Origin of the sequence: Bacillus sp. FSL K6-2865 (genome assembly GCF_040311405.1) — a bacterium.
GTDB classification, from domain to species: domain Bacteria; phylum Bacillota; class Bacilli; order Bacillales; family Bacillaceae; genus Bacillus; species Bacillus velezensis.
The window spans coordinates 1,127,532-1,147,378 of sequence record NZ_CP152036.1 but is presented as its reverse complement, the minus strand read 5'-3'; the positions used below and the strand labels follow the sequence as shown (position 1 = coordinate 1,147,378).

Here is a 19,847-nt window from a genome sequence, read left to right as displayed (position 1 = left end):
AGGAATCTTTATAGGTATTATACTATAAAAAAGTAAGTGTGAACAGTCTCCTGAGAAAAAAATGTGTCAATCCGGCAAATTTACGGCTGGCGGATGTTTCCCCATTCTCAATTAGCTCAGCTGATCGAAAATGTTTTTTCGTTTTTTCTCATCAATGACTTTGAGAACTTCATCCGTTTTTTCGTATGATTCTCCGTACCATTTTTCATCTTTATAAGTGTGAATGTTTTCATATGTCTGTTTCATCGCTTCAAACATTTCTTCTTCTGATTCCGTCTTAGGTGACCAGTACAGAATCTCCATTTTGTTCACTTCATTCGTAGCCAATGACCGGCGCCGATACCCGATTGACTGCGCGTGCTTGAAATGCTCTCTTTGATAAAAACGCAAGCGTTTCTGTGTATCCGTGTCATCCTCGTCAACAGGCTCCACCTCAAGCAGAATCGGCTTGTTTTTCTTTTTCAGCCTGCCGATCAGCTTGCTTCCGAGGCCTTGTCCTCTGGATTTCTTTGACACAAACAGGTAATCAATAAAGATGAAAGAGTCAAATTCCGCATACATCAGCACGTGGTACTGCCCCTCTTCTTTATGATAAACATCGCTTTGCTCCTTTAACAGAGCTTCCATATGCGCTTTTGATTTCATTTCTTCAATCGGAAAATATTCACTCAGCTTTTCGTACCAGTTCATTCATTTGCTCCTTATGGGTTCGTTGACTTCACACTTTTAGATATACCCCATTTCCGATTGTTTAAACAATCTTACATCTATTAAGACGTGTGATCCTTTAACATGGTTTCAATTTTTTTAAAATGGTGTGTAATCGACGTTTTTGGTATAGCGGTTTGCCGCGTCCCACAATAAAAATTCGTCAATTCCTTCATCATGCAGCGCTTTAACCTGGTCTTCCACCTGGCGTTTTCCGTACTTTTGATAATTTCCGCTGCCGAGATATGATGCCGTGAAGTCCTGAAGCCACGGACGCGATACAGGCGGGTGTTTCAGCTTAGACAGTTTTTTATGTTCCACCTTCGCGTATTCTTTGACGACTTTGTAAGGCTCAAGATCCGGTTTATCAATGCCGAAATAGCTTGTCCAATGGCTCGGATAAATCATGGATGAAATGACATCGACCTGTTCTGAAATTTTGCTGAAATTCTGGCCGATCCCAGGCGCTTCCGGCAGCGTGGCTGAATAGCCGAAAATATCAACCGACACATCCGCGCCGTACGGCTTGAGTTTTTTCTTCGCATAACCGACAAAATCGGTGACGGCGTGAACGCGTTTTTGCACATTGCTGTCTGCTGTTTTTCCGTAATCGCCGTGTCCGTATGTCAGTTCGTCATCACGTTTTTCAAATCCTTCAGGAAAACGGACATAATCAAATTGAATTTCTTGAAAACCCATCTTTACGGCTTGTTTTGCAATCTTTACATTGTAATCCCATACTTCTTTCATAAACGGATTGACGAACGACTCGCCGCGGCCGTTTTTCCAGACACTTCCGTTTTTTTCTTTAAAGGACCACTCCGGCTTTTTGTTCGCGAGTTCGCTGTCTTTAAATACGACAATACGCGCGATCGGATAGATCTTTTTTTCCTCCAGCTTTTTCATCATCTTTTTTGGGTCTTTGATGTACGGCTTGGCGATTTTGGCATACTCAGAATGGCCGTCCGGCTTAAAGGTGAGGTTTCCGTTGTCATCCTTGACATCAATCACCATTGTATTGAGCTCCGTTTTGTCCACAAAGTCTGTCAGCTCCCCGAATTTGCTTCCTCCCGCTGAATGCCCTGTGACGTAAATGCCCCGCACCTTATCAGGATGTGAAAAATGCAGCCCTGACGGATAAGCGAACCGTGCATTTGATTTCGGCAGTTCTTTTTCGGCCAGCGCTATTTTTACAAGCGGCTGCTCCTCTTTCGCAGCGGCGTGAGCCGGATAAGCGGCTGCACTGATAAACAGTCCCGCACAAATGGCGCACAAAATGGTTTTCATACTGATCTCCCCCTTTTTTTCCATTATAGAAAAACGGGAGCAAGCTTAATAAACTTGAATGTGCGCAAAAAAATCCTCCAAGACTGAGTCTTGGAGGATGATACGTTTATAGGTAGGTTTTAAATTCATCTTCAGTGCACATAACAAAGTGTCCCGGTTTCACTTCTCTGAATTCCATCTTTTCTCCGTCTTGCAGCTGATGAATGGACGGATCGTATTTCTTTCGCGTACGATTTCTTTCATAGTCCGGATCAGGGAGCGGGATAGCGGACAGCAATGATTTCGTGTATGGGTGAAGCGGGTTTTCGTAAAGCTCATCCGCCGGCGCAAGCTCCACCAATTTTCCAAAATACATGACGCCGATGCGGTCACTGATGTATTTGACCATTGATAAATCATGGGCGATAAACAGGTAAGTGAGCCCTTTTTCTTTCTGCAATTCTTTCATTAAATTGACGACTTGCGCCTGAATGGAGACATCAAGCGCCGAAATCGGTTCGTCCGCGATGATAAACTCCGGATCAACCGCCAGCGCTCTGGCGATTCCGATACGCTGGCGCTGTCCGCCCGAAAATTCATGCGGGTAGCGGTTGGCGTGCTCTTTATTTAAACCGACCGTTTCCAGCAGTTCGTGAACCCGCTGCATCCGCTCTTTTTTCGTTTTTGCCAGGCGGTGAATATCTATTCCCTCGGCAATAATGTCGGCGACTGTCATTCTCGGATTTAAAGATGCGTACGGATCCTGGAAAATCATCTGCATTTTCCGGTTAAACTCCAGCAGCTTCTTGCGGGATTTTTTCCCGTGCACATTTTCCCCGTTAAAGAGAACTTCCCCGCCGGTTGCCTCATACAGCCGGATAATGCTGCGGCCCGTCGTTGATTTACCGCAGCCCGATTCTCCGACAAGGCCGAGCGTTTCACCTTTATAAATATCAAATGACAAATCATCTACGGCTTTTACCGTTCCTTTCTGCGTGAAAAAATGCTGTTTTAAGTGTTTAATTTCGAGAAGTTTCTCAGTCATTTTTTTCACCTTCCTTCATTAAAACAGGATGCTGATACGTATTCGGAAGCTGACGGATTTTAGCCTTCACCGCTTCAGGCGGCTCGACCTTAGGCGCATCAGGATGCAGAAGCCACGATTTCACAAAATGCGTGTCAGACACTTTATACATCGGCGGTTCCTGTTCAAAGTCAATTTTCATCGCATATGAGCTGCGGAGCGCAAATGCATCCCCTTTCGGAGGATTCGTCAGATCAGGCGGCGTGCCCGGGATGGCCGTCAGTTTTTCCTGATCGGTGCTGTCCAGGCTAGGCATTGAGGCAAGCAGTCCCCACGTATACGGATGGCGCGGATCATAAAAGATTTCATCCACCGTGCCCGATTCGACGACCTGACCCGCGTACATGACAGCGACCCGGTCGGCGACATTGGCGACAACGCCGAGATCATGCGTGATAAAAATGATAGATGTATCAATTTTCTTTTGCAGATCTTTCATCAGCTCAAGGATCTGTGCCTGAATCGTCACATCAAGCGCTGTTGTCGGTTCATCGGCAATTAACAGTTTCGGATTTGCCGCAAGCGCCATCGCGATGACGACACGCTGTCTCATCCCGCCTGAAAATTCATGGGGGAATTGGCCGATCCGTTTTTCGGGCATCGGAATCCCGACGAGATCAAGCAGCTCTATGGCGCGCTTTTTCGCGGCTTCACTTGAGATTTTTTCATGTTTGAAAAGCACTTCCGTAATTTGTTTGCCGACTCTCATCGTCGGGTTCAGAGAGGTCATCGGATCTTGGAAAATCATTCCGATGTCCTTTCCTCTGATGGCCTGCATTTCTTTTTCGGACATCGGCACGATATCGCGTCCGTCAAAAAGAATCTGTCCTCTTTTAAAGTAGCCCGGCGGCATCGGGATCAGCTTCATAATCGCTTGGGAGGTCACACTTTTTCCGGAACCTGACTCCCCCACGATCGCCAGCGTCTCTCCTTTATTCAAATGGAAATTCACGCCGCGGATTGCCTGTACCTCTCCGCCGTATGTTTTAAATGAAATGGCTAAGTCTTTTACTTCTAGCAAACGTGTCACTCATATCACTCCTTATTTGCGTAACTTAGGATCCAGCGCGTCTCTTAACCCGTCGCCGACAACGTTAAAGCCGAACATCGCCAGGCAGATAAAGCCGGCAGGGAAGAACAGACGCCAAGGGTAATAGGTTAATGCAGGCAATCCGTCTGAGGCCATCGTTCCCCAGCTCGCAAGCGGCGCAGGTACGCCGAGGCCCAAATAACTTAAAAACGCTTCTGTAAAAATCGCCGTCGGAACCGTCAGTGTCATTGTTACGAGGATAGAGCCCATCGCGTTCGGGACGATATGCTTAAACAATAGCCGGCCGGTTTTGGCGCCGAGTGTCTGTGAAGCAAGCACATACTCCTGATTCTTTAATTGCAGCACCTGTCCGCGGACGATCCTCGCCATATTGATCCAGCCCGTGATCGTCATGGCGACGATAATGGTCAGCAATCCTTTCGGCAGGACAACCATCAGCAAAATAACCATTAATAATGAAGGAACAGCCCACAGAATGTCGGCGATGCGCATCATCACTTCATCTGTGCGTCCGCCGCGGAATCCGGAAATGCTGCCCCAGATTACGCCGATTAATAAATCAAGCACGGCAGCTGCGACACCGATAAAGATGGAAATCCGCGCGCCCACCCATGTCCGGACGAATATATCCCTTCCAAGGTCATCCGTGCCGAACCAATGATCTTTCGACGGCGCTTTATCCGCATTTAATAGATTGGTAGTGGCATAATCATACCTTGAAAAGACAGGCGCAAAAATCGCCATCAGAATAATAAGAACGATCAGTACGAACCCGACCATCGCAAGCTTATTGCTGCGGAAGCGGAGCATGGCGTCTTTCCAGAGGGAAAGGCTTTTTTTATTTATTTTTTCGGCATCGCCGGCATTAGCTGAAGCTGGTTCAAACATATTTTTAGGAATGTTCTGCATGGTCTAGGCTCCTTTCTTTGCTTTGGAAAGCTTGATTCTCGGATCGATTAATCCGTACAGCACGTCTACAATTAATACGCATAAAAGCAGGAGCACGCTGAAGAACACGGTAACTCCCATAATGACCGTATAATCACGGTTTGTAATGCTGTTTACAAAATGCGCGCCTAAACCGGGAATTCCGAAAATGGATTCAATGATGAAACTCCCCGTTAAAATGGATGCCGCCATCGGCCCCATATATGTCACGACCGGCAAAAGCGCGTTTCGCAGCGCATGGCGCACGGTGACTGACGGACGGGAAAGTCCTTTAGCTTTTGCAGTCCGTATGTAATCGCTGTTTAACACTTCAATCATGCTTGAACGGGAGAGTCTGGCAATGAACGCCATCGGCATGGAAGCGAGCGCAATAGAGGGCAGAAAGGTGTATGCCCAGGATTCCCACCCTGCGACCGGGAACAGTTCTAATTTAATTGAGAAAATATATTGCAAAATCGTCGCCAATATAAAGCTCGGAACTGAGATCCCAAATATCGTTAAAATCGCAATGGTATAATCCTGCCATTTATTATGGTACAGGGCAGCAAGCACCCCGAAAAGCACACCGAACGCTAAAGCGAGGAGAATAGCTTCTGCACCGAGAGTGAATGAGACGGGGAAGCCTGAATTGATTAAATCATTAACACTTTGGCCTTTATATTTAAAAGAAGGTCCGAAGTCCCACATCGCCACAGATTTTAAGTAGCTGACATATTGAACGAAAAGAGGCTTGTCCAAGCCATAGTGTTCGTTTAAGTTTGCCTCAATTTCAGGCGGCAGCTTTCTTTCGCCGGAAAATGGTCCGCCCGGCGCTGCCTGCATTAAGAAGAATGTGGCGGTCACAATCACAAACAGCGTGATGATCATGTAAATGAATCGTTTACCGATATATTTCAGCAAGGTGAACACCTCCATGTTTTTTACAATTTTATACTTAATCAGTAAGAAAGGTATATGGGGACATCCTCCCCATATACCTTGGGTCTTTTGTTTTCAGAACCGTCTTTTATTCAAAAGAAGCATTTCTGAAGTAAACTTCGCCTGTTCCTGTCAAGATCACATTTTTGAGGTTTTTATCCTGCACCCAAGGATCCGTATAGAAATAAACTGGCGCGACCGGCATTGCGTCAATAAAGATCTTTTCTGCTTTTTTCAGCTCTTCGATACGTTTATCCGGATCCGTTTCAAGCTGAGATTGGTTCAGCAGCTTTTTAAACTCAGGATCTTCCCATCCGGTATCATTGTTTCCGCCTTCTTTATCACGGAACAATTCTAGGAAGTTGATCGGATCGTTGAAATCGCCGAGCCAGCCCATACGCCCGATTTGGTAGTTCTGGCTGTGCAGCTTGTCGATGTAAACATTCCATTCGGAGTTATCAAGCTCAACTTTGACGCCCAAGTTCTTTTTCCACATTTCCTGTACGGCCTGCGCAATTTTCGCATGCGCGTCATCCGTATTGTAGGACAGTTTGATCGCCGGAAGGTCAGAGGCATTCTTGACGCCTAATTCCTTCAGTCCTTTATTTAAGAATTCTTTAGCTGATTTGACGTCATTGTCTTTGAAATAACCTTTTGTGTTATCCTTGAATCCCTTCATTGACGGCGGCACCGCAGCCATGGCCGGGATCTGTTCGCCCTGCGTTACATTTTTTACGATGGACGAGCGGTCGATCGCATAAGCAAGGGCTTTACGGATGTTGACATTGTTCAGCGGTTTCGCTTCTGTGTTGAATTTGTACCAATACACGCCTGCGATCGGTTCAACGTGAAGAGATCCGTCTTTTTTCAATGTCGGCAGAGATTCAGTCGGAAGCTGGCCGAGCGGCATTCCTGCCCAGTCAAGCTCACCGGCCTGGAATTTTTTCAGTTCGGTGTTGTTATTGTTAATCATCACCATGTTGATTTTCTTCAATTTCACAGCGTCTTTATCCCAATATTGATCGTTCTTTTCGAGCGTGATGGAACCGCTGTGTTTCCAGGCCGTCATTTTGAACGGGCCGTTTGACACATAATTTTCGCCCGCGTTTGTGTTCCAGTTTTTATGTTTTTCCGCGATTTTCTTGTTGATCGGCATATACGTATAGAATGAAGTTAATTGCGTGAAATAAGGTGTCGGGTTATTCAGTTCAACCTTTAATGTTTTGTCATTTACGGCTTTTACGCCTACATCATCAATCTTGCCTTTTCCTGTATTGGCAGCTTCAGCGCCTTTAATGTAGTAGAGCTGATAAGCATATTGTGATTCGTTGTTCGGGTCAAGCGCCCATTTCCACGCATATTCAAAATCCTGCGCCGTCACAGGGTCGCCGTTAGACCATTTCGCACCGTCACGAATCGTAAATGTATAGGTCTTTCCGTCTTTGCTTGTTTCAATTTTAGATGCCATTCCTTCTTCAGGCTCACCTTTGGAGTTTACGCGTGTCAATCCTTCAAAAGTCTGGCGGATTACGCCTCCTGAAACGGAATCATTCGCTAAACCCGGATGCAGTGAGAACGGCTCGGTTTTAATATTGATATTAAGTGAAGTCTGTCCTTTGGTGTCTTTTTTACCGCCGCCTGATCCGCCGCTGAATCCGCCGCACGCACTTAATACAAGCGAGAAGATAAGCATCAAACCTACAATAGACCAACGCTTTTTCATGCACTAACCCCCTAATCAAATTTTTCAGCCTTTACTACTAAATACTCAGAAATATCAGACAAAATAACTTAATATTTTTCTAAACTTTAATTGTGTTCCGTCTTTTCTGATTATTTTATGTAAAGAAGCTGTAACAATAGAGTGAACAAGTTCATTATAATGAAATGAATAATTTATTGCAATACTATTTTCTCAATTTAAAATATTTAAATTTGGTCAGTTTTTCTGTCAAAAAGGTGATACACTTCTATAGTTTAAAGCATGACCTAACTAAATTTTTTTATTGCAATTTCCAGTTCATATTGCTTTTTACATATAATATTCGTTATACGAAATGTTGATATGCGTTATCATTTAAGCATTTTCAGTTCTTTTTGAGGATTTCCAGCCCTTAAGCAAACTGGAAATAAGCTTGTATTCCTCTGATGACATTTGGCTATAATTGATTTATAATAGATCAATCAAATACATTTGTTGTGATTGCGATGATGAAGAGTAGTACACATTTTCATCCGTTTGAAGAGAGTCTGCGGTGCTGGGAGCAGGTAACGGGCGATGTGGAATGGACTTCTGAGCAGCTGACCGAACGTTAGTAGGCCCAGCCGGAGCAGCCTCCGTTACCAACGTCTCGAGCGATTCCATTGTAATGGAATAATCAGGGTGGCACCACGGTTCATTCGTCCCTTTTTTCTACGGGAAGAATGGGCTTTTTTTATTATGTTTTAAGAAATGAGGTAAGAACTATGAAGAAAACGATTTTTTCTGGCATTCAGCCGAGCGGTTCCGTTACCCTCGGCAACTACATCGGCGCAATGAAGCAATTTGTTGATTTGCAGCATGACTACAACGGCTACTTCTGTATTGTCGATCAGCATGCGATTACGGTTCCGCAGGATCGGCTTGAGCTGCGGAAGAACATCCGCAATCTCGCGGCTCTTTACCTGGCCGTCGGACTTGATCCCGAGAAAGCGACCCTCTTTATCCAGTCGGAGGTTCCCGCTCATGCCCAGGCGGGGTGGATGCTCCAATGCGTCGCATATATCGGCGAGCTTGAGCGGATGACGCAATTTAAAGATAAGTCAAAGGGCAAAGAAGCCGTCGTGTCAGGACTGTTAACCTATCCGCCGCTGATGGCCGGCGATATTTTACTGTACGGAACGGATCTTGTTCCGGTCGGAGAAGATCAAAAACAGCATCTTGAACTGACCCGCAACCTGGCGGAACGCTTCAATAAAAAATACAATGACATCTTCACGATTCCTGAGGTGAAAATTCCTGAATCAGGCGCGCGCATCATGTCACTGGCTGATCCGCTCAAAAAAATGAGCAAATCAGATCCGAACCAAAAGGCATACATCACGCTGCTTGATGAGCCGAAGCAGCTCGAAAAGAAAATCAAGAGCGCCGTGACTGATTCTGAAGGCATTGTAAAGTATGATAAAGAAAACAAACCGGGCGTTTCTAATCTTTTGACGATCTATTCTATTTTAGGAAACACATCAATTGAAGAATTAGAAGCTAAATATGAAGGCAAAGGGTACGGTGAATTCAAAAGCGATTTAGCCGAAGTCGTTATCGGCGCATTGACACCGATCCAAGAGCGCTACCGTGAATTAATTGAGAGCGACGAACTTGACCGCATTCTCGACGAAGGAGCGGCGCGCGCAAACAAAACGGCCGGCAAAATGGTGAAGAAAATGGAAAACGCCATGGGTCTCGGACGAAAAAGAAGATAAAGAAAAGAGGCGGGAGAATCCCCGCCTCTTTTTTAGTTCACTTTTGATTCCTGCTCCATTTCCCAAAGCTTTTCGAAAAACGGCTGCCCTTTAATCAAATTTTCACAGAACGCAAGATGTTTATCTGACCAGCCTTCAATTGTTTCATTGTAAAGCATGTCCCAAATCTCTTCAAAGCTCATCCGTTTGATCTGCTCGTACATATGCGGATTCCATTCCGTGTACCAATACACAATTTCCGCACGGTTTTTCAACCCTTTCAGCTGGTCGAGCGCCATAAACATCAGCTGCTTGATCTGCCGCTCTTTTCTCGTCAGCCCTCTGACATGCTCCGGCGCCAATGACAAAATGTGATATTCCTTTGAAGACTCCAATTGCGCCGGCTCAAATTGAAACGATTCCGGTTCTACATCCTTTACCATTTCATAAACAAGCTGCTCCTGTCTCGGAATCAGGCGGCTCTTTCTGACCGGAATGGTATATCCAATCGTATCCACGGCAATGATGCCGATCCCGTCTGTCACGACAAAACAGTACTCCAGCTTTGTCCGCTCATGATTTTTTCGCACGTATGACTTTTGGTGGACTTGGTCAAGCAGCTCTTTCGGAAGCTCTGATAAGTCGTTTTCTATGTAATGAAATAATACCGACGGCACTCTGAGCAGCGGCGTCTGATCCAAAAGCTCAACCGTGTCTTCCTTCCGCCATTCGTGAAAATGGCATACATTGTAGCCGTTTTCTTCCCCTTCAAACCAATTGACCCATACATCATGAAGAAATAACATATTCGACCCCTCACTTTATAAAAACTGTTGTCCACAGTATAGGCAAGGGATAGATAAATTATTCCATTTCAATATGAGATTTCCGCATTACGGAGCTGGATTTCCGACTGCATCGCAACAAAAAAATCTCCCGTTCCGTCCGGGAGATCATTTCACATTTTTCGGATCAAGCGCATCACGCAGCCCGTCTCCGACAAAGTTAAAGCACAATACGGTAAGAAGAATCAACAACCCCGGGAATAACGGGTACCACCAAGCCTGAATCATAAGCGTAAAGTTCTGTGCATCCTGAAGCATATTGCCCCAGCTTGCGATCGGCGGCTGAATCCCGAAACCGAGATAACTTAATGTAGATTCCGCCAAAATAACCGTTCCCACCTTTAATGTGGCTGAAACAATAATCGGTCCGAGCGCATTCGGCAATATATGAGAAAAGATGATGTGATGATTTTTTGTACCGATCGTCTTTGCAGCTAATACAAACTCTCTGGAACGAAGCGATAAAAACTCCCCTCGGACAAGGCGTGCCGTTGTTGTCCAGCCTGTAAGGGAGAAAATTAAAATTAATTTATCCATTCCGGGCTGGAAAATCGTAACAAGTGTAATAAGCAAAAATATATCAGGTATGGATAATACGATATCAACGGTTCTCATGAGAACGGCATCGACAATCCCTTTAAAATATCCGGCAACGGCTCCGACAACTGTCCCGATTGTAATCGCGCCGATCACAGAAGCGAATCCGACAAGCAAGGAGACGCGCGCCCCGTACAGAACCCTCGTAAAGATGTCTCTTCCGAATTTATCAGTTCCCATTAGATGTTTTAAGCTCGGCGGCTTCAAACGATTGATAAGAGATTGACTCTCCGGAGAGTAAGGAGCGATTACCGAAGCGAATAAGGCTGACAAGATGATGATGGTTAATATAACGGCTCCGATTACAGCTAGTTTATTTTGAAAGAACTTTTCGAAAAAAATCTTCGTCATTGTTTCCGGTTTGGATTGAATATTTTCCTTTAATTTTACTTCGCTGGGGGGTGTGCCGGTATTTGGCTGTAACATTTGACCTCTCACCTCTCTTTGTTAATATTCAATGCGGGGATCAACCAGCGCATATAAGATGTCCGCAATTAAATTCCCCACCACAACCAAAACAGCTGAAATGACCGTCATGGCCATGATAACCGGATAATCCCGCGAAAAGGCTGAATCAATAAACAATTTGCCGAGACCCGGCCAAGTAAAAATCTGTTCTACCACTACCGCTCCCCCGATAAATGACGGTATCATCAGACCAAAAATAGTGATGACAGGAAGAAGTCCGTTTCTCAAACCGTGTTTAAAAATCACTTTATTATCTCGGAATCCTTTCGCACGCGCCGTTCGTATATAATCCTGTTTTAACACATCAAGCATACTGGATCTTGTGTATCTCGTTATCCCTGCCATGTCTGCCGTGGCGAGCACAAAAGCAGGCAGAATCAAGTGATGCAATCGGTCAAATATGTTAAAGTCAGCATTCAAAGTGCTTACTCCGCCAGTGGGAAACCACCCCAGATTTACAGATAAAACCATGATTAAAATCAAACCGAACCAAAAATTCGGAATGGCAAGCCCTAAAAATGAAGTAACAGTTATCCCGTAATCCAATTTTGAATAAGGACGTTTCGCTGACAGAACACCAAATGGAATAGAAATAAGAAGAGCGACAAGGGTTGAGAAAAGCATAAGCACAATCGTATTCGGTAAGCGGGATAAGATAAGTTCAGAAACTGGAGTGCCTTTCTTGACGATAGAAGTCCCGAAATCCCCTTGCAGCATATTACCCAGCCATTTCACATATTGAACAGGTTCCGGATCATTCAACCCGTATTTTTCAATGAATTTCGCCCTGTCCGCTTGACTGATTGTAGGGTCCATCATAAGTGACATCGGGTCTCCCGGCGCTGCTTTCATGATGGCAAACGACAAAATTGTAATGCCTAAGAGAATCGGCAAGGACATTAATGTTCGCCGTAAAATATATGTAACCATGTTCTTGTCCCCTTTTTAAATAGGATAAGAGAGGAAAGGAACCTCCTTCCCTCTCCAGGGCTTTTGCTATTTTTGATCCAGCCACCATTTTTCAATATTGTACAAGTCATTTTTAGGGTGGAATACATAACCTTGTAAATTATTCGGCATCGCTCTGTGGTAATTGTAATAGAATAAGAAGCTGTACGGCTGATCTTCAGCAATCAATTTGTATATCTCTTCATATTTCTTTTGGTATTCTTTTCTGTCTGTAATTGTCTTCGCTTCTTCAAGCAGCTTATCGACTTTCGGGTTTTTATACCAGATATTATTCAGCCCGTTTTTCGATTGGCTTGAATGGAAGATAGAGAATTGATCCGGGAACGTTGCAAGACTCCATCCGAGAAGAAGAGCGTCATAATCCCAATTAGGGGCACTTGTCTGTTCAATTAACGCACTGAATTCAACAATTCGCGGTTTAGCCTCGATTCCCACTTCTTTTAATTGCTGCTGAACGACAACAGCTAAATCTTCACGAATTTTATTGCCTTGATTCGTTTTAATTTCAAATGAGAATTTTTTTCCGTCTTTATCAAGGTAGCCGTCACCGTCATGGTCTTCCCATCCGGCTTCTTTTAGCAGCTGCTTTGCTTTTTTCGGATTATAATCAAATGTCGGCACTTTAGACTTCGGATAATTCCATGACAGCGGACTCTCAGGAACATCCGCTACCTTACCGTCTCCGTTCAGCACTTGATCCACCATTGCCTGCCTGTCAAGAGCGTAAGTCAATGCCTGACGCACTTTTTTGTCCTTAAAGATCTCTTTTTTCTCATTCCAGCCGATATAGCTGTAGTTTAAGCCAAGGTCAGATTTGACCTTCACATTTCCAAACGTTTTAACCGTATCAAAATCTGTGCCCGGCACAACGAAGAAATCAATATCTCCCGCTTTTAACTGAGCCACGGCAGCGTTAGAATCAGGTATTGTTTTTACTGTCACTGTATCAAGGTAAGGTCTGCCGCCAAAGTAATCATCATTTGCTTCCAGTTTGACATACTCGCCCTTTTTCCACTCAACAAACTTAAACGGACCGGAGCCGATTGGATTTTTACGGTTAAATTCATTCTCTCCCAGATCAGCAACCGGGACCTTACCCAATATATGTTTAGGCAAAATGCCGTAACTGTCGAGAACGACATTATAGAAATAGGCATCTTTTTTCTTCATTTTAAACTGAATTTCATATTTTCCTTTTTTCGTTACGGATTTAAGGGACTCAAAACCCGAGCCACGCTCACCGTTGTAATCTTTGTTAAGAGGGATGCTGTAGGTGAAAACAACATCATCGGCCGTCAGCTCTTTTCCATCATGGAATTTTACGCCTTTTTTCAGTTTTACATCATACGTTAATCCCCCGTCAGCTTCTGTTACTTTTTCAGCCAGCGACGGCTTGACGTTTAATTTCTCATCAGTTTCCAATAATGTGCTGTAAAGCATTCCTTCAATATCAGAACTTGCAACATCGGTAGAATAAAGTGGATTAAAAAGTGTGGGTTCCCCGGTTGACCCGACAACCAAATCTCCGCCTTTTTGCGGTTTTCCTGCCGGTTTGGATTCGGTGCTTGTGGATTTTGAGCCGGAGCAGGCTGACAGGAAGATGGCAAACGCCATAAAAACACTTAGCATCATCAGTGCGCTTTTACGTAATTTCATATCAATTCCCCCTTTGTGATATATATGCAGCAAACTGGTTATGTAATCCGGCATACCCCCTCTCGATGCTTGTCATTTCAGGCATATAAATGGCAGGCAACGTAATGGCCGGGAGCGGCTTCTTCAAATGCCGGGATTTGTTCCTTGCAGATCGGTTTGGCCATCGGGCACCGCGTGTGGAACACGCAGCCTTTCGGCGGGTTTGCCGGGCTTGGCAGTTCTCCTTTCAGGATGATTCGTTCCCGCTTGACGGCGTCTTTTTTTCTCGTGACGGGCACTGAAGACAAAAGCGCTTGCGTATAAGGGTGAAGCGGATTGCCGTACAGCTCGTGTTTATCGGTCAGCTCCATCATTTTTCCCAGATACATGACGCCGACTCTGTCGCTGATATGGCGGACAACACTCAAATCATGAGAAATAAACAAATAGGTCAGGTTGAATTCATCCTGCAGTTCTTCCATCAGATTGATGACCTGGGCCTGAATGGAGACATCGAGTGCGGAAACGGGTTCATCCGCAATAATCAGCTCGGGATTCAACGTCAGAGCCCGCGCAATCCCGATCCGCTGGCGCTGCCCCCCGGAAAATTCGTGCGGATAGCGGTTTGCAAAGCTCGGATGAAGGCCGACTTTCGCCAGCAGCTCCTCCACTCGCTCGTTCCGCTCGCTCATGCTGTACATATGGTGAGTCTGGAACGGTTCTTTAATAATGGAACGCAGCGTTTTCCTCGGGTTAAGGGATGCGAAGGGATCTTGGAAGACCATCTGGATGTTTTTGCGAACGCTTTTTCTCAGCTTTTCTTCAGATAAGCCGGAGATATCCTGACCCTTAAAAAGAATCCGGCCGTCTGTCGGCTTGTATAAACGGATCATCGTCCTTCCCGCCGTTGATTTGCCGCATCCTGATTCACCGACGATGCCGAGCGTCTCCCCGCGCTTCAGTGAAAAAGAAACACCGTCAACAGCCTTTATATCACCGACTTTCCTTTGAAAAAAACCGGAGCGGATCGGGAAATATTTTTTTACGTCTTTCAGCTCTAAAATCGTTTCTTGGCCTGCAGCTGTCATTTTGATTGGGCACCCTCTTCCTCATATAAAAAACATCTTACAGAACGGCCGCTTTCATGCGTTATCAGCTCCGGCTGCCCTGTTTTGCATTTGTCCATCGCTTTTGAACACCTCGGGGCAAATCGGCAGCCTTCCGGAAGATTATCCGGTGTCGGGACACTGCCTTTGATCGCTTTTAATGTATCAATCTCTCCATCTATCACCGGTATGGAGTTTAACAGCCCTTCGGTATACGGATGAAGAGGGTTTAAAAATAAGTCCTCCACACTCGCGCTCTCTACGACTTGTCCGCAGTACATCACGATCACCCTGTCGGCGGCTTCGGAAACCACACCTAAATCGTGAGTGATCAGCAGAATGGAAGTATCAAATTTTTTGCAGAGGTCTTTCATCAGCTCCAATACTTGGGCTTGTATCGTCACATCAAGCGCCGTCGTCGGCTCATCAGCGATCAGAAGCTTCGGATTGCAGCTGAGCGCAATGGCGATCATCACCCTCTGTCTCATCCCTCCGGAAAGACGGTGCGGATATTCTTTCATTACTTGTTCCGCTCTGGAGAATCCGACGAGTTCCAGAAGCTCAACGGCTTTTTTAGCCGCTTCTTTTTTATTCATTTTTTTATGGTATTCAAGCACTTCGGTAATTTGTTCGCCGATGGTCAGCACCGGATTCAGGGAAGTCATGGGCTCCTGAAAGATCATAGAGACGTCATTTCCGCGGATTTTGCAATATTCGTTTTCGGTGAAGGAGGCCAGGTCCCTGCCTTCAAGCTTAATCGAGCCGTCCATAATTTTTCCGCCCGAGCCTTGGACAAGTCCCATAATAGAAAGCGAGGTGATGCTTTTGCCCGAGCCGGATTCTCCTACAAGAGCGACGGTTTCGCCTTTGTTAATGTGAAAATCAACCCCGTCGACTGCGGGGATCGGCTGTTTCTTTCTGAAAAAATAGGTCTTTAAATTATTCACTTCTAATAGTGTGCTCATGATACGCCCCTTTCTCATTCCGCTGAAGCAGAGGGAAACATACGTTTCGCTATCACAAAATATAGAATAGTCGAAAAATTTTATAGTTGTATATTATTACATCATTATTACAAAAGCAAGAATTTTTTAGGATAAATGTAATATCCTTAAATAATTTCCATTCTTTTAATCTATTAAAGCGTTGCCTCCAGAAAGGTTTTTGAAGGGATGGCCAATGCTTCTTTTACTGTTTTTTGATGGTCGGTTAAATATTTTTTTACTATATTGAATCCGACGGCATAGCCGAGCATTGAGGGGAAGTATCCTTTTCCGTATAACAGCTGGGAAAACATTCTGCTGTCTCTCGTTAAGCGGAGGTTCGGCTTGATTCTTTTTTCAAACAGAAAATCAAGCTGCTCAGGCGTATAGTAGGACGTCCATTCAGCCGTAAGACTTGAGCCGAACCGCTCATATACAGCATATTCTGCCAGCCCCTCCATCATGATTGTATCAAGAAATGTCTCGTCTTTTTCGTCCTTTGTCACATGTTCTAACCGGCAGACGTGATTATATTCATGTGTCATAAGGGCGGATACAGCTGAATTGGAACTATCCGACGATAGAAAGAGGAACATTTTGTCCCGAAAGGCCAGACCGGATTTTGATCCGAATTCCTGACGGATTTTCCGGTTTCGTTCGTCGACGGGCAAAACTACGATCGGCACGTCCGGCCCGTTCCACTTCTCCTTTAAATAAGCTTCCTCCTTTTGAATATGGCTGTAGCATCCTTTTTCTTTCAGCCGTTTACTGGTCCTAACGCCGTCCTTCAAATGGCGGAACATGCCGTGGTTTTGCAGCATCCCGAGTATCGGCTTCCACTCTTTCTTATCGGCCCCTGCAAAAAGCGGCAAAAGATGCGGGGCCAGATCATTTACGGATGCCGCCTTTTCCATCCATTGATATGTCTGCTTGACGCTCATACCGGTTCGCCTCCTCTTGTTGTTATCATATGCACACACAAAAAAACCGGCCACCTTTTTCAGGCAGCCGGTCAAAACTGTATTATTGATATTTTTTAAAGATCAAAGTGGCATTATGTCCGCCGAAGCCGAGCGAGTTGCTGAGAACGATGTTGACATCCTGCTCGCGCGCTTTGTCCGGTACATAATCTAAATCACACTCTTCATCAGGTGTTTCGATGTTAATCGTCGGCGGGATAATGCTGTCTTTAATGGCCATGACGGAGAAGATTGCTTCAATTCCTCCGGCAGCGCCTAACAAATGACCCGTCATTGATTTTGTCGAACTGACGGCGAGCTTGTACGCATGATCACCGAAAACGGTCTTAATGGCTTTTGTCTCGTATTTATCATTGTAGTACGTGCTTGTGCCGTGAGCGTTGATGTAATCAATTTCTTCAGGCTTGATGCCCGCATCTTTGATTGCTTCCTGCATCGCTCTCGCACCGCCTTCCCCGTCTTGGGCAGGCGCGGTAATGTGATAGGCATCACCCGTTGAGCCGTAGCCGACAATTTCCCCGTAGATTTTCGCACCGCGGGCAAGGGCATGCTCAAGCTCTTCAAGCACGACGATCCCCGCGCCTTCTCCCATGACAAAGCCGTCACGGTTTTTATCAAACGGGCGGCTTGCCGTTTTCGGATCAGGATTTGTAGAAAGGGCTTTGTTTGCGCTGAAGCCCGCAAATGACATTCTTGTCAGCGGCGCTTCCGTTCCGCCCGTAATCATCGCATCGGCATCGCCGCGCTGAATGACTTTAAACGCGTCACCGATAGAGTTCGTTCCCGTCGCACATGCCGTCACCGTACAGGAGTTGACTCCTTTTGCTCCGAGAGCGATTGAGATTTGGCCTGTCGCCATATCCGGAATCATCATCGGAACAAAGAACGGGCTGACTCTTCTCGGCCCTTTTGTCAGGAAGATTTCGAATTGGGATTCAAGCGTTTCAAGACCGCCGATTCCGGACCCGACCCAAACGCCGACTCTCGGCGCGATCTCGTCTGTGATGTTCAGACCGGCATCTTGAACGGCCATTTTCGCGGCTACGACAGCGTATTGCGTGAAGCGGTCCATTTTTCGCGCTTCTTTTTTATCCATGTAATTTTCAATATTGAAATCTTTCAGTTCAGCAGCTACTTTCGCCGGATACTCGTCCGATTCCACACGTGTGATCGGTCCGATTCCGGATACGCCGCCGATTGCATTTTTCCAGCTTGTTTCGGCGTCGTTTCCAAGCGGAGACAGGGCTCCAAGCCCTGTAACGACTACTCTTTTTTTACTCATCTTGTGTGCACCTCACCTTTTTTTATCGTCCCCAGCGTATTGCTATGGCGCCCCATGTCAATCCTCCGCCGAAACCGACCATGACGATGACGTCGCCGTCTTTAATTTTGCCTGCTTCCAGTTCCTCTACTAATGAAATCGGAATGGATGCTGCGGATGTGTTTCCATATTTATGGACTGTTTTAGACATCTTTTCAACCGGAAGCTCCAAACGTTCCCGTGCCGCTTCCATGATGCGGATGTTTGCCTGATGCGGAATCAAAAAGTCTACGTCCTCTTTGGAGAGGCCGGCTTTTTCAATGACATTTACACTCGATTCACCCATTTGCCGGACGGCGAATTTGAATACTTCTCTTCCATGCATGATTGTATGCCCTTTTTCATCTAAGTACAAGTGCTGACCGCCTGTACCGTCTGCTCCGAGCTCAAATGACAGTATGCCTTTGTCGTCGCTGACCGGTCCGATGACCGCCGCTCCGGCTCCGTCTCCGAACAGCACAGCCGTATTGCGGTCGTCCCAGTCGGTAATGCTTGAGAGCTTTTCCACGCCGACCACGAGGACATGTTTGTATGTTTGCGATTCAATGAATTGTTTGGCGGTTACGATACCGTACATAAAACCCGCACATGCGGCGCTGATATCCATCGCGCACGCTTTTTTGGCCCCGAGCTTCTCTTGTATCATACAGGAAACGGTAGGGAAGGACTGGTCAGGAGTAACCGTCGCCACGAGGATCATATCAAGCTCCTCAGCGGAAATGCCGGCCTGATCAAGCGCTTTTTGCGCAGCCTCAGCGGCCATGCCGGATGAATACATATCTTCCGCGGCGATTCTTCTTTCTTCTATACCTGTTCTCGTACGAATCCACTCGTCCGATGTATCTACCATTTGTTCAAGATCATGATTTGTCAGCACTTTTTCCGGGATGTAACGGCCGACGCCAAGAATTCCAGCTTTCATTGGAAAGACTCCTTTTTTATAATGAATTTAAAACTAATTAGTTATGATCAATTATTAGTATCAGGTACTAATTCTACCCTATTTTTTTTCTGTTGGCAATATATTCGTCTAAACTATCGGACGCTGCTCCTCATAGAATAAAAGGAAGACGAAAGGAGGCTTCACTATGGATATTTTCTCCAAAATGATGTTCGGCGATTCCAGAGACCGGGATAAAGAACCGGAAGAAAACCCGGAGCAGCCTCAGGCTGAAAACGAAGAAGAGATCGATTACAACCACGTGATGAATCAGCTGGGGTCCATCATGAACTCTCTGGATCAATTAAAGCCCGTATTTAAAGACTTCGCGCCGATGGTGTCCGCTATAAAGAAAAAAATCATGTGAAAAGCCACTTCATGAAAAGTGGCTCTCTTTATTTATTCAGCTCCCCGGCATCAGATCTGCCAAGCTCATACGCTTCCGCCATGACCGATGTAAACAGGTCCATAAACGGCTGAATCATTTCCATAGACAGATCTATGCCGGATTTCTCAAGCTCCGCCTTTGCTTCCGGCAGGTATTTCATCGCGATCTGCATAAATTCAAGAGACTTTTCATGCTGCATGTG

19 protein-coding genes and 1 other annotated feature are annotated in these 19,847 nt (G+C 45.6%); of the genes, 2 read left to right on the top strand and 17 right to left on the bottom strand.

Annotated features, from left to right (window positions below; all coding sequences use genetic code 11):
• Positions 1-111: 111 nt before the first annotated feature.
• The 7 genes from NYE42_RS05735 to NYE42_RS05705 form a co-directional block, all read right to left on the bottom strand.
• A complete protein-coding gene (locus NYE42_RS05735; protein WP_007409110.1) occupies positions 112-690 on the bottom strand; it encodes a GNAT family N-acetyltransferase in 579 nt (192 codons plus the stop codon).
• A 117-nt stretch (positions 691-807) separates the two neighbouring features.
• Complete coding sequence (locus NYE42_RS05730; protein ID WP_015239569.1) at positions 808-1,995, bottom strand: putative glycoside hydrolase; 1,188 nt, start codon at positions 1,993-1,995, stop codon at positions 808-810.
• Positions 1,996-2,101: 106 nt separating this feature from the next.
• Positions 2,102-3,019 (bottom strand): oligopeptide ABC transporter ATP-binding protein OppF, encoded by a 918-nt coding sequence (gene oppF, locus NYE42_RS05725; RefSeq protein ID WP_012117283.1) that lies wholly within the window; start codon positions 3,017-3,019, stop codon positions 2,102-2,104.
• Complete coding sequence (locus NYE42_RS05720) at positions 3,012-4,088, bottom strand: ABC transporter ATP-binding protein (RefSeq protein WP_003155039.1); 1,077 nt, start codon at positions 4,086-4,088, stop codon at positions 3,012-3,014. The genes oppF and NYE42_RS05720 overlap by 8 nt, the downstream gene beginning before the upstream one ends.
• A gap of 12 nt (positions 4,089-4,100) precedes the next feature.
• On the bottom strand, positions 4,101-5,018 hold the full coding sequence (oppC, locus tag NYE42_RS05715) for an oligopeptide ABC transporter permease OppC (protein WP_007409113.1): 918 nt from the start codon (positions 5,016-5,018) through the stop codon (positions 4,101-4,103).
• 3 nt (positions 5,019-5,021) lie between these two features.
• Entirely contained in the window at positions 5,022-5,957 is a 936-nt protein-coding gene (locus NYE42_RS05710; protein WP_003155043.1) for an ABC transporter permease, read from the bottom strand.
• 106 nt (positions 5,958-6,063) lie between these two features.
• Entirely contained in the window at positions 6,064-7,698 is a 1,635-nt protein-coding gene (locus tag NYE42_RS05705) for a peptide ABC transporter substrate-binding protein (RefSeq protein ID WP_012117282.1), read from the bottom strand.
• 476 nt (positions 7,699-8,174) lie between these two features.
• Positions 8,175-8,386, top strand: a binding site (T-box leader).
• A 55-nt stretch (positions 8,387-8,441) separates the two neighbouring features.
• Here NYE42_RS05705 and trpS point away from each other — a divergent pair.
• Entirely contained in the window at positions 8,442-9,434 is a 993-nt protein-coding gene (gene trpS / locus NYE42_RS05700) for a tryptophan--tRNA ligase (protein ID WP_015417209.1), read from the top strand.
• 32 nt (positions 9,435-9,466) lie between these two features.
• On the opposite strand, the gene NYE42_RS05695 is transcribed toward trpS, so the two are convergent.
• From NYE42_RS05695 to NYE42_RS05655, 9 genes are all read right to left on the bottom strand, one after another.
• The gene (locus NYE42_RS05695; protein WP_007409116.1) at positions 9,467-10,219 is read right to left on the bottom strand and encodes a YjbA family protein; all 753 of its coding nucleotides are present in this window, start codon (positions 10,217-10,219) and stop codon (positions 9,467-9,469) included.
• Positions 10,220-10,366: 147 nt separating this feature from the next.
• Entirely contained in the window at positions 10,367-11,281 is a 915-nt protein-coding gene (gene opp4C / locus NYE42_RS05690) for an oligopeptide ABC transporter permease (RefSeq protein ID WP_007409117.1), read from the bottom strand.
• Between the two features lie 21 nt (positions 11,282-11,302).
• Entirely contained in the window at positions 11,303-12,253 is a 951-nt protein-coding gene (locus NYE42_RS05685) for an ABC transporter permease (protein WP_003155051.1), read from the bottom strand.
• A gap of 66 nt (positions 12,254-12,319) precedes the next feature.
• Positions 12,320-13,948 (bottom strand): peptide-binding protein, encoded by a 1,629-nt coding sequence (locus NYE42_RS05680; RefSeq protein WP_007409118.1) that lies wholly within the window; start codon positions 13,946-13,948, stop codon positions 12,320-12,322.
• Positions 13,949-14,025: 77 nt separating this feature from the next.
• Positions 14,026-15,015: a dipeptide ABC transporter ATP-binding protein gene (locus NYE42_RS05675; protein ID WP_003155053.1), complete on the bottom strand. Its 990-nt coding sequence runs from the start codon at positions 15,013-15,015 to the stop codon at positions 14,026-14,028.
• Positions 15,012-15,998, bottom strand: coding sequence for an ABC transporter ATP-binding protein (locus tag NYE42_RS05670; protein ID WP_007409119.1), 987 nt, complete (start codon positions 15,996-15,998; stop codon positions 15,012-15,014). The genes NYE42_RS05675 and NYE42_RS05670 overlap by 4 nt, the downstream gene beginning before the upstream one ends.
• Before the next feature lie 173 nt (positions 15,999-16,171).
• Positions 16,172-16,957 carry a DUF2268 domain-containing protein gene (locus NYE42_RS05665; protein WP_032866148.1) on the bottom strand — a complete coding sequence of 262 codons (786 nt, stop codon included), beginning with the start codon at positions 16,955-16,957 and terminating at the stop codon, positions 16,172-16,174.
• Between the two features lie 82 nt (positions 16,958-17,039).
• Positions 17,040-18,278, bottom strand: coding sequence for a beta-ketoacyl-ACP synthase II (gene fabF, locus NYE42_RS05660; protein WP_020955629.1), 1,239 nt, complete (start codon positions 18,276-18,278; stop codon positions 17,040-17,042).
• Between the two features lie 22 nt (positions 18,279-18,300).
• Positions 18,301-19,239, bottom strand: a complete 939-nt coding sequence (locus tag NYE42_RS05655) for a beta-ketoacyl-ACP synthase III (RefSeq protein WP_241458120.1) — start codon at positions 19,237-19,239, stop codon at positions 18,301-18,303.
• 166 nt (positions 19,240-19,405) lie between these two features.
• Here NYE42_RS05655 and NYE42_RS05650 point away from each other — a divergent pair, with 166 nt between their 5' ends.
• Positions 19,406-19,624, top strand: a complete 219-nt coding sequence (locus NYE42_RS05650) for a hypothetical protein (RefSeq protein ID WP_007409123.1) — start codon at positions 19,406-19,408, stop codon at positions 19,622-19,624.
• 28 nt (positions 19,625-19,652) lie between these two features.
• Here NYE42_RS05650 and NYE42_RS05645 read toward each other — a convergent pair whose 3' ends face one another.
• Positions 19,653-19,844 (bottom strand): ComZ family protein, encoded by a 192-nt coding sequence (locus tag NYE42_RS05645; RefSeq protein ID WP_003155061.1) that lies wholly within the window; start codon positions 19,842-19,844, stop codon positions 19,653-19,655.
• Positions 19,845-19,847 lie beyond the last annotated feature (3 nt).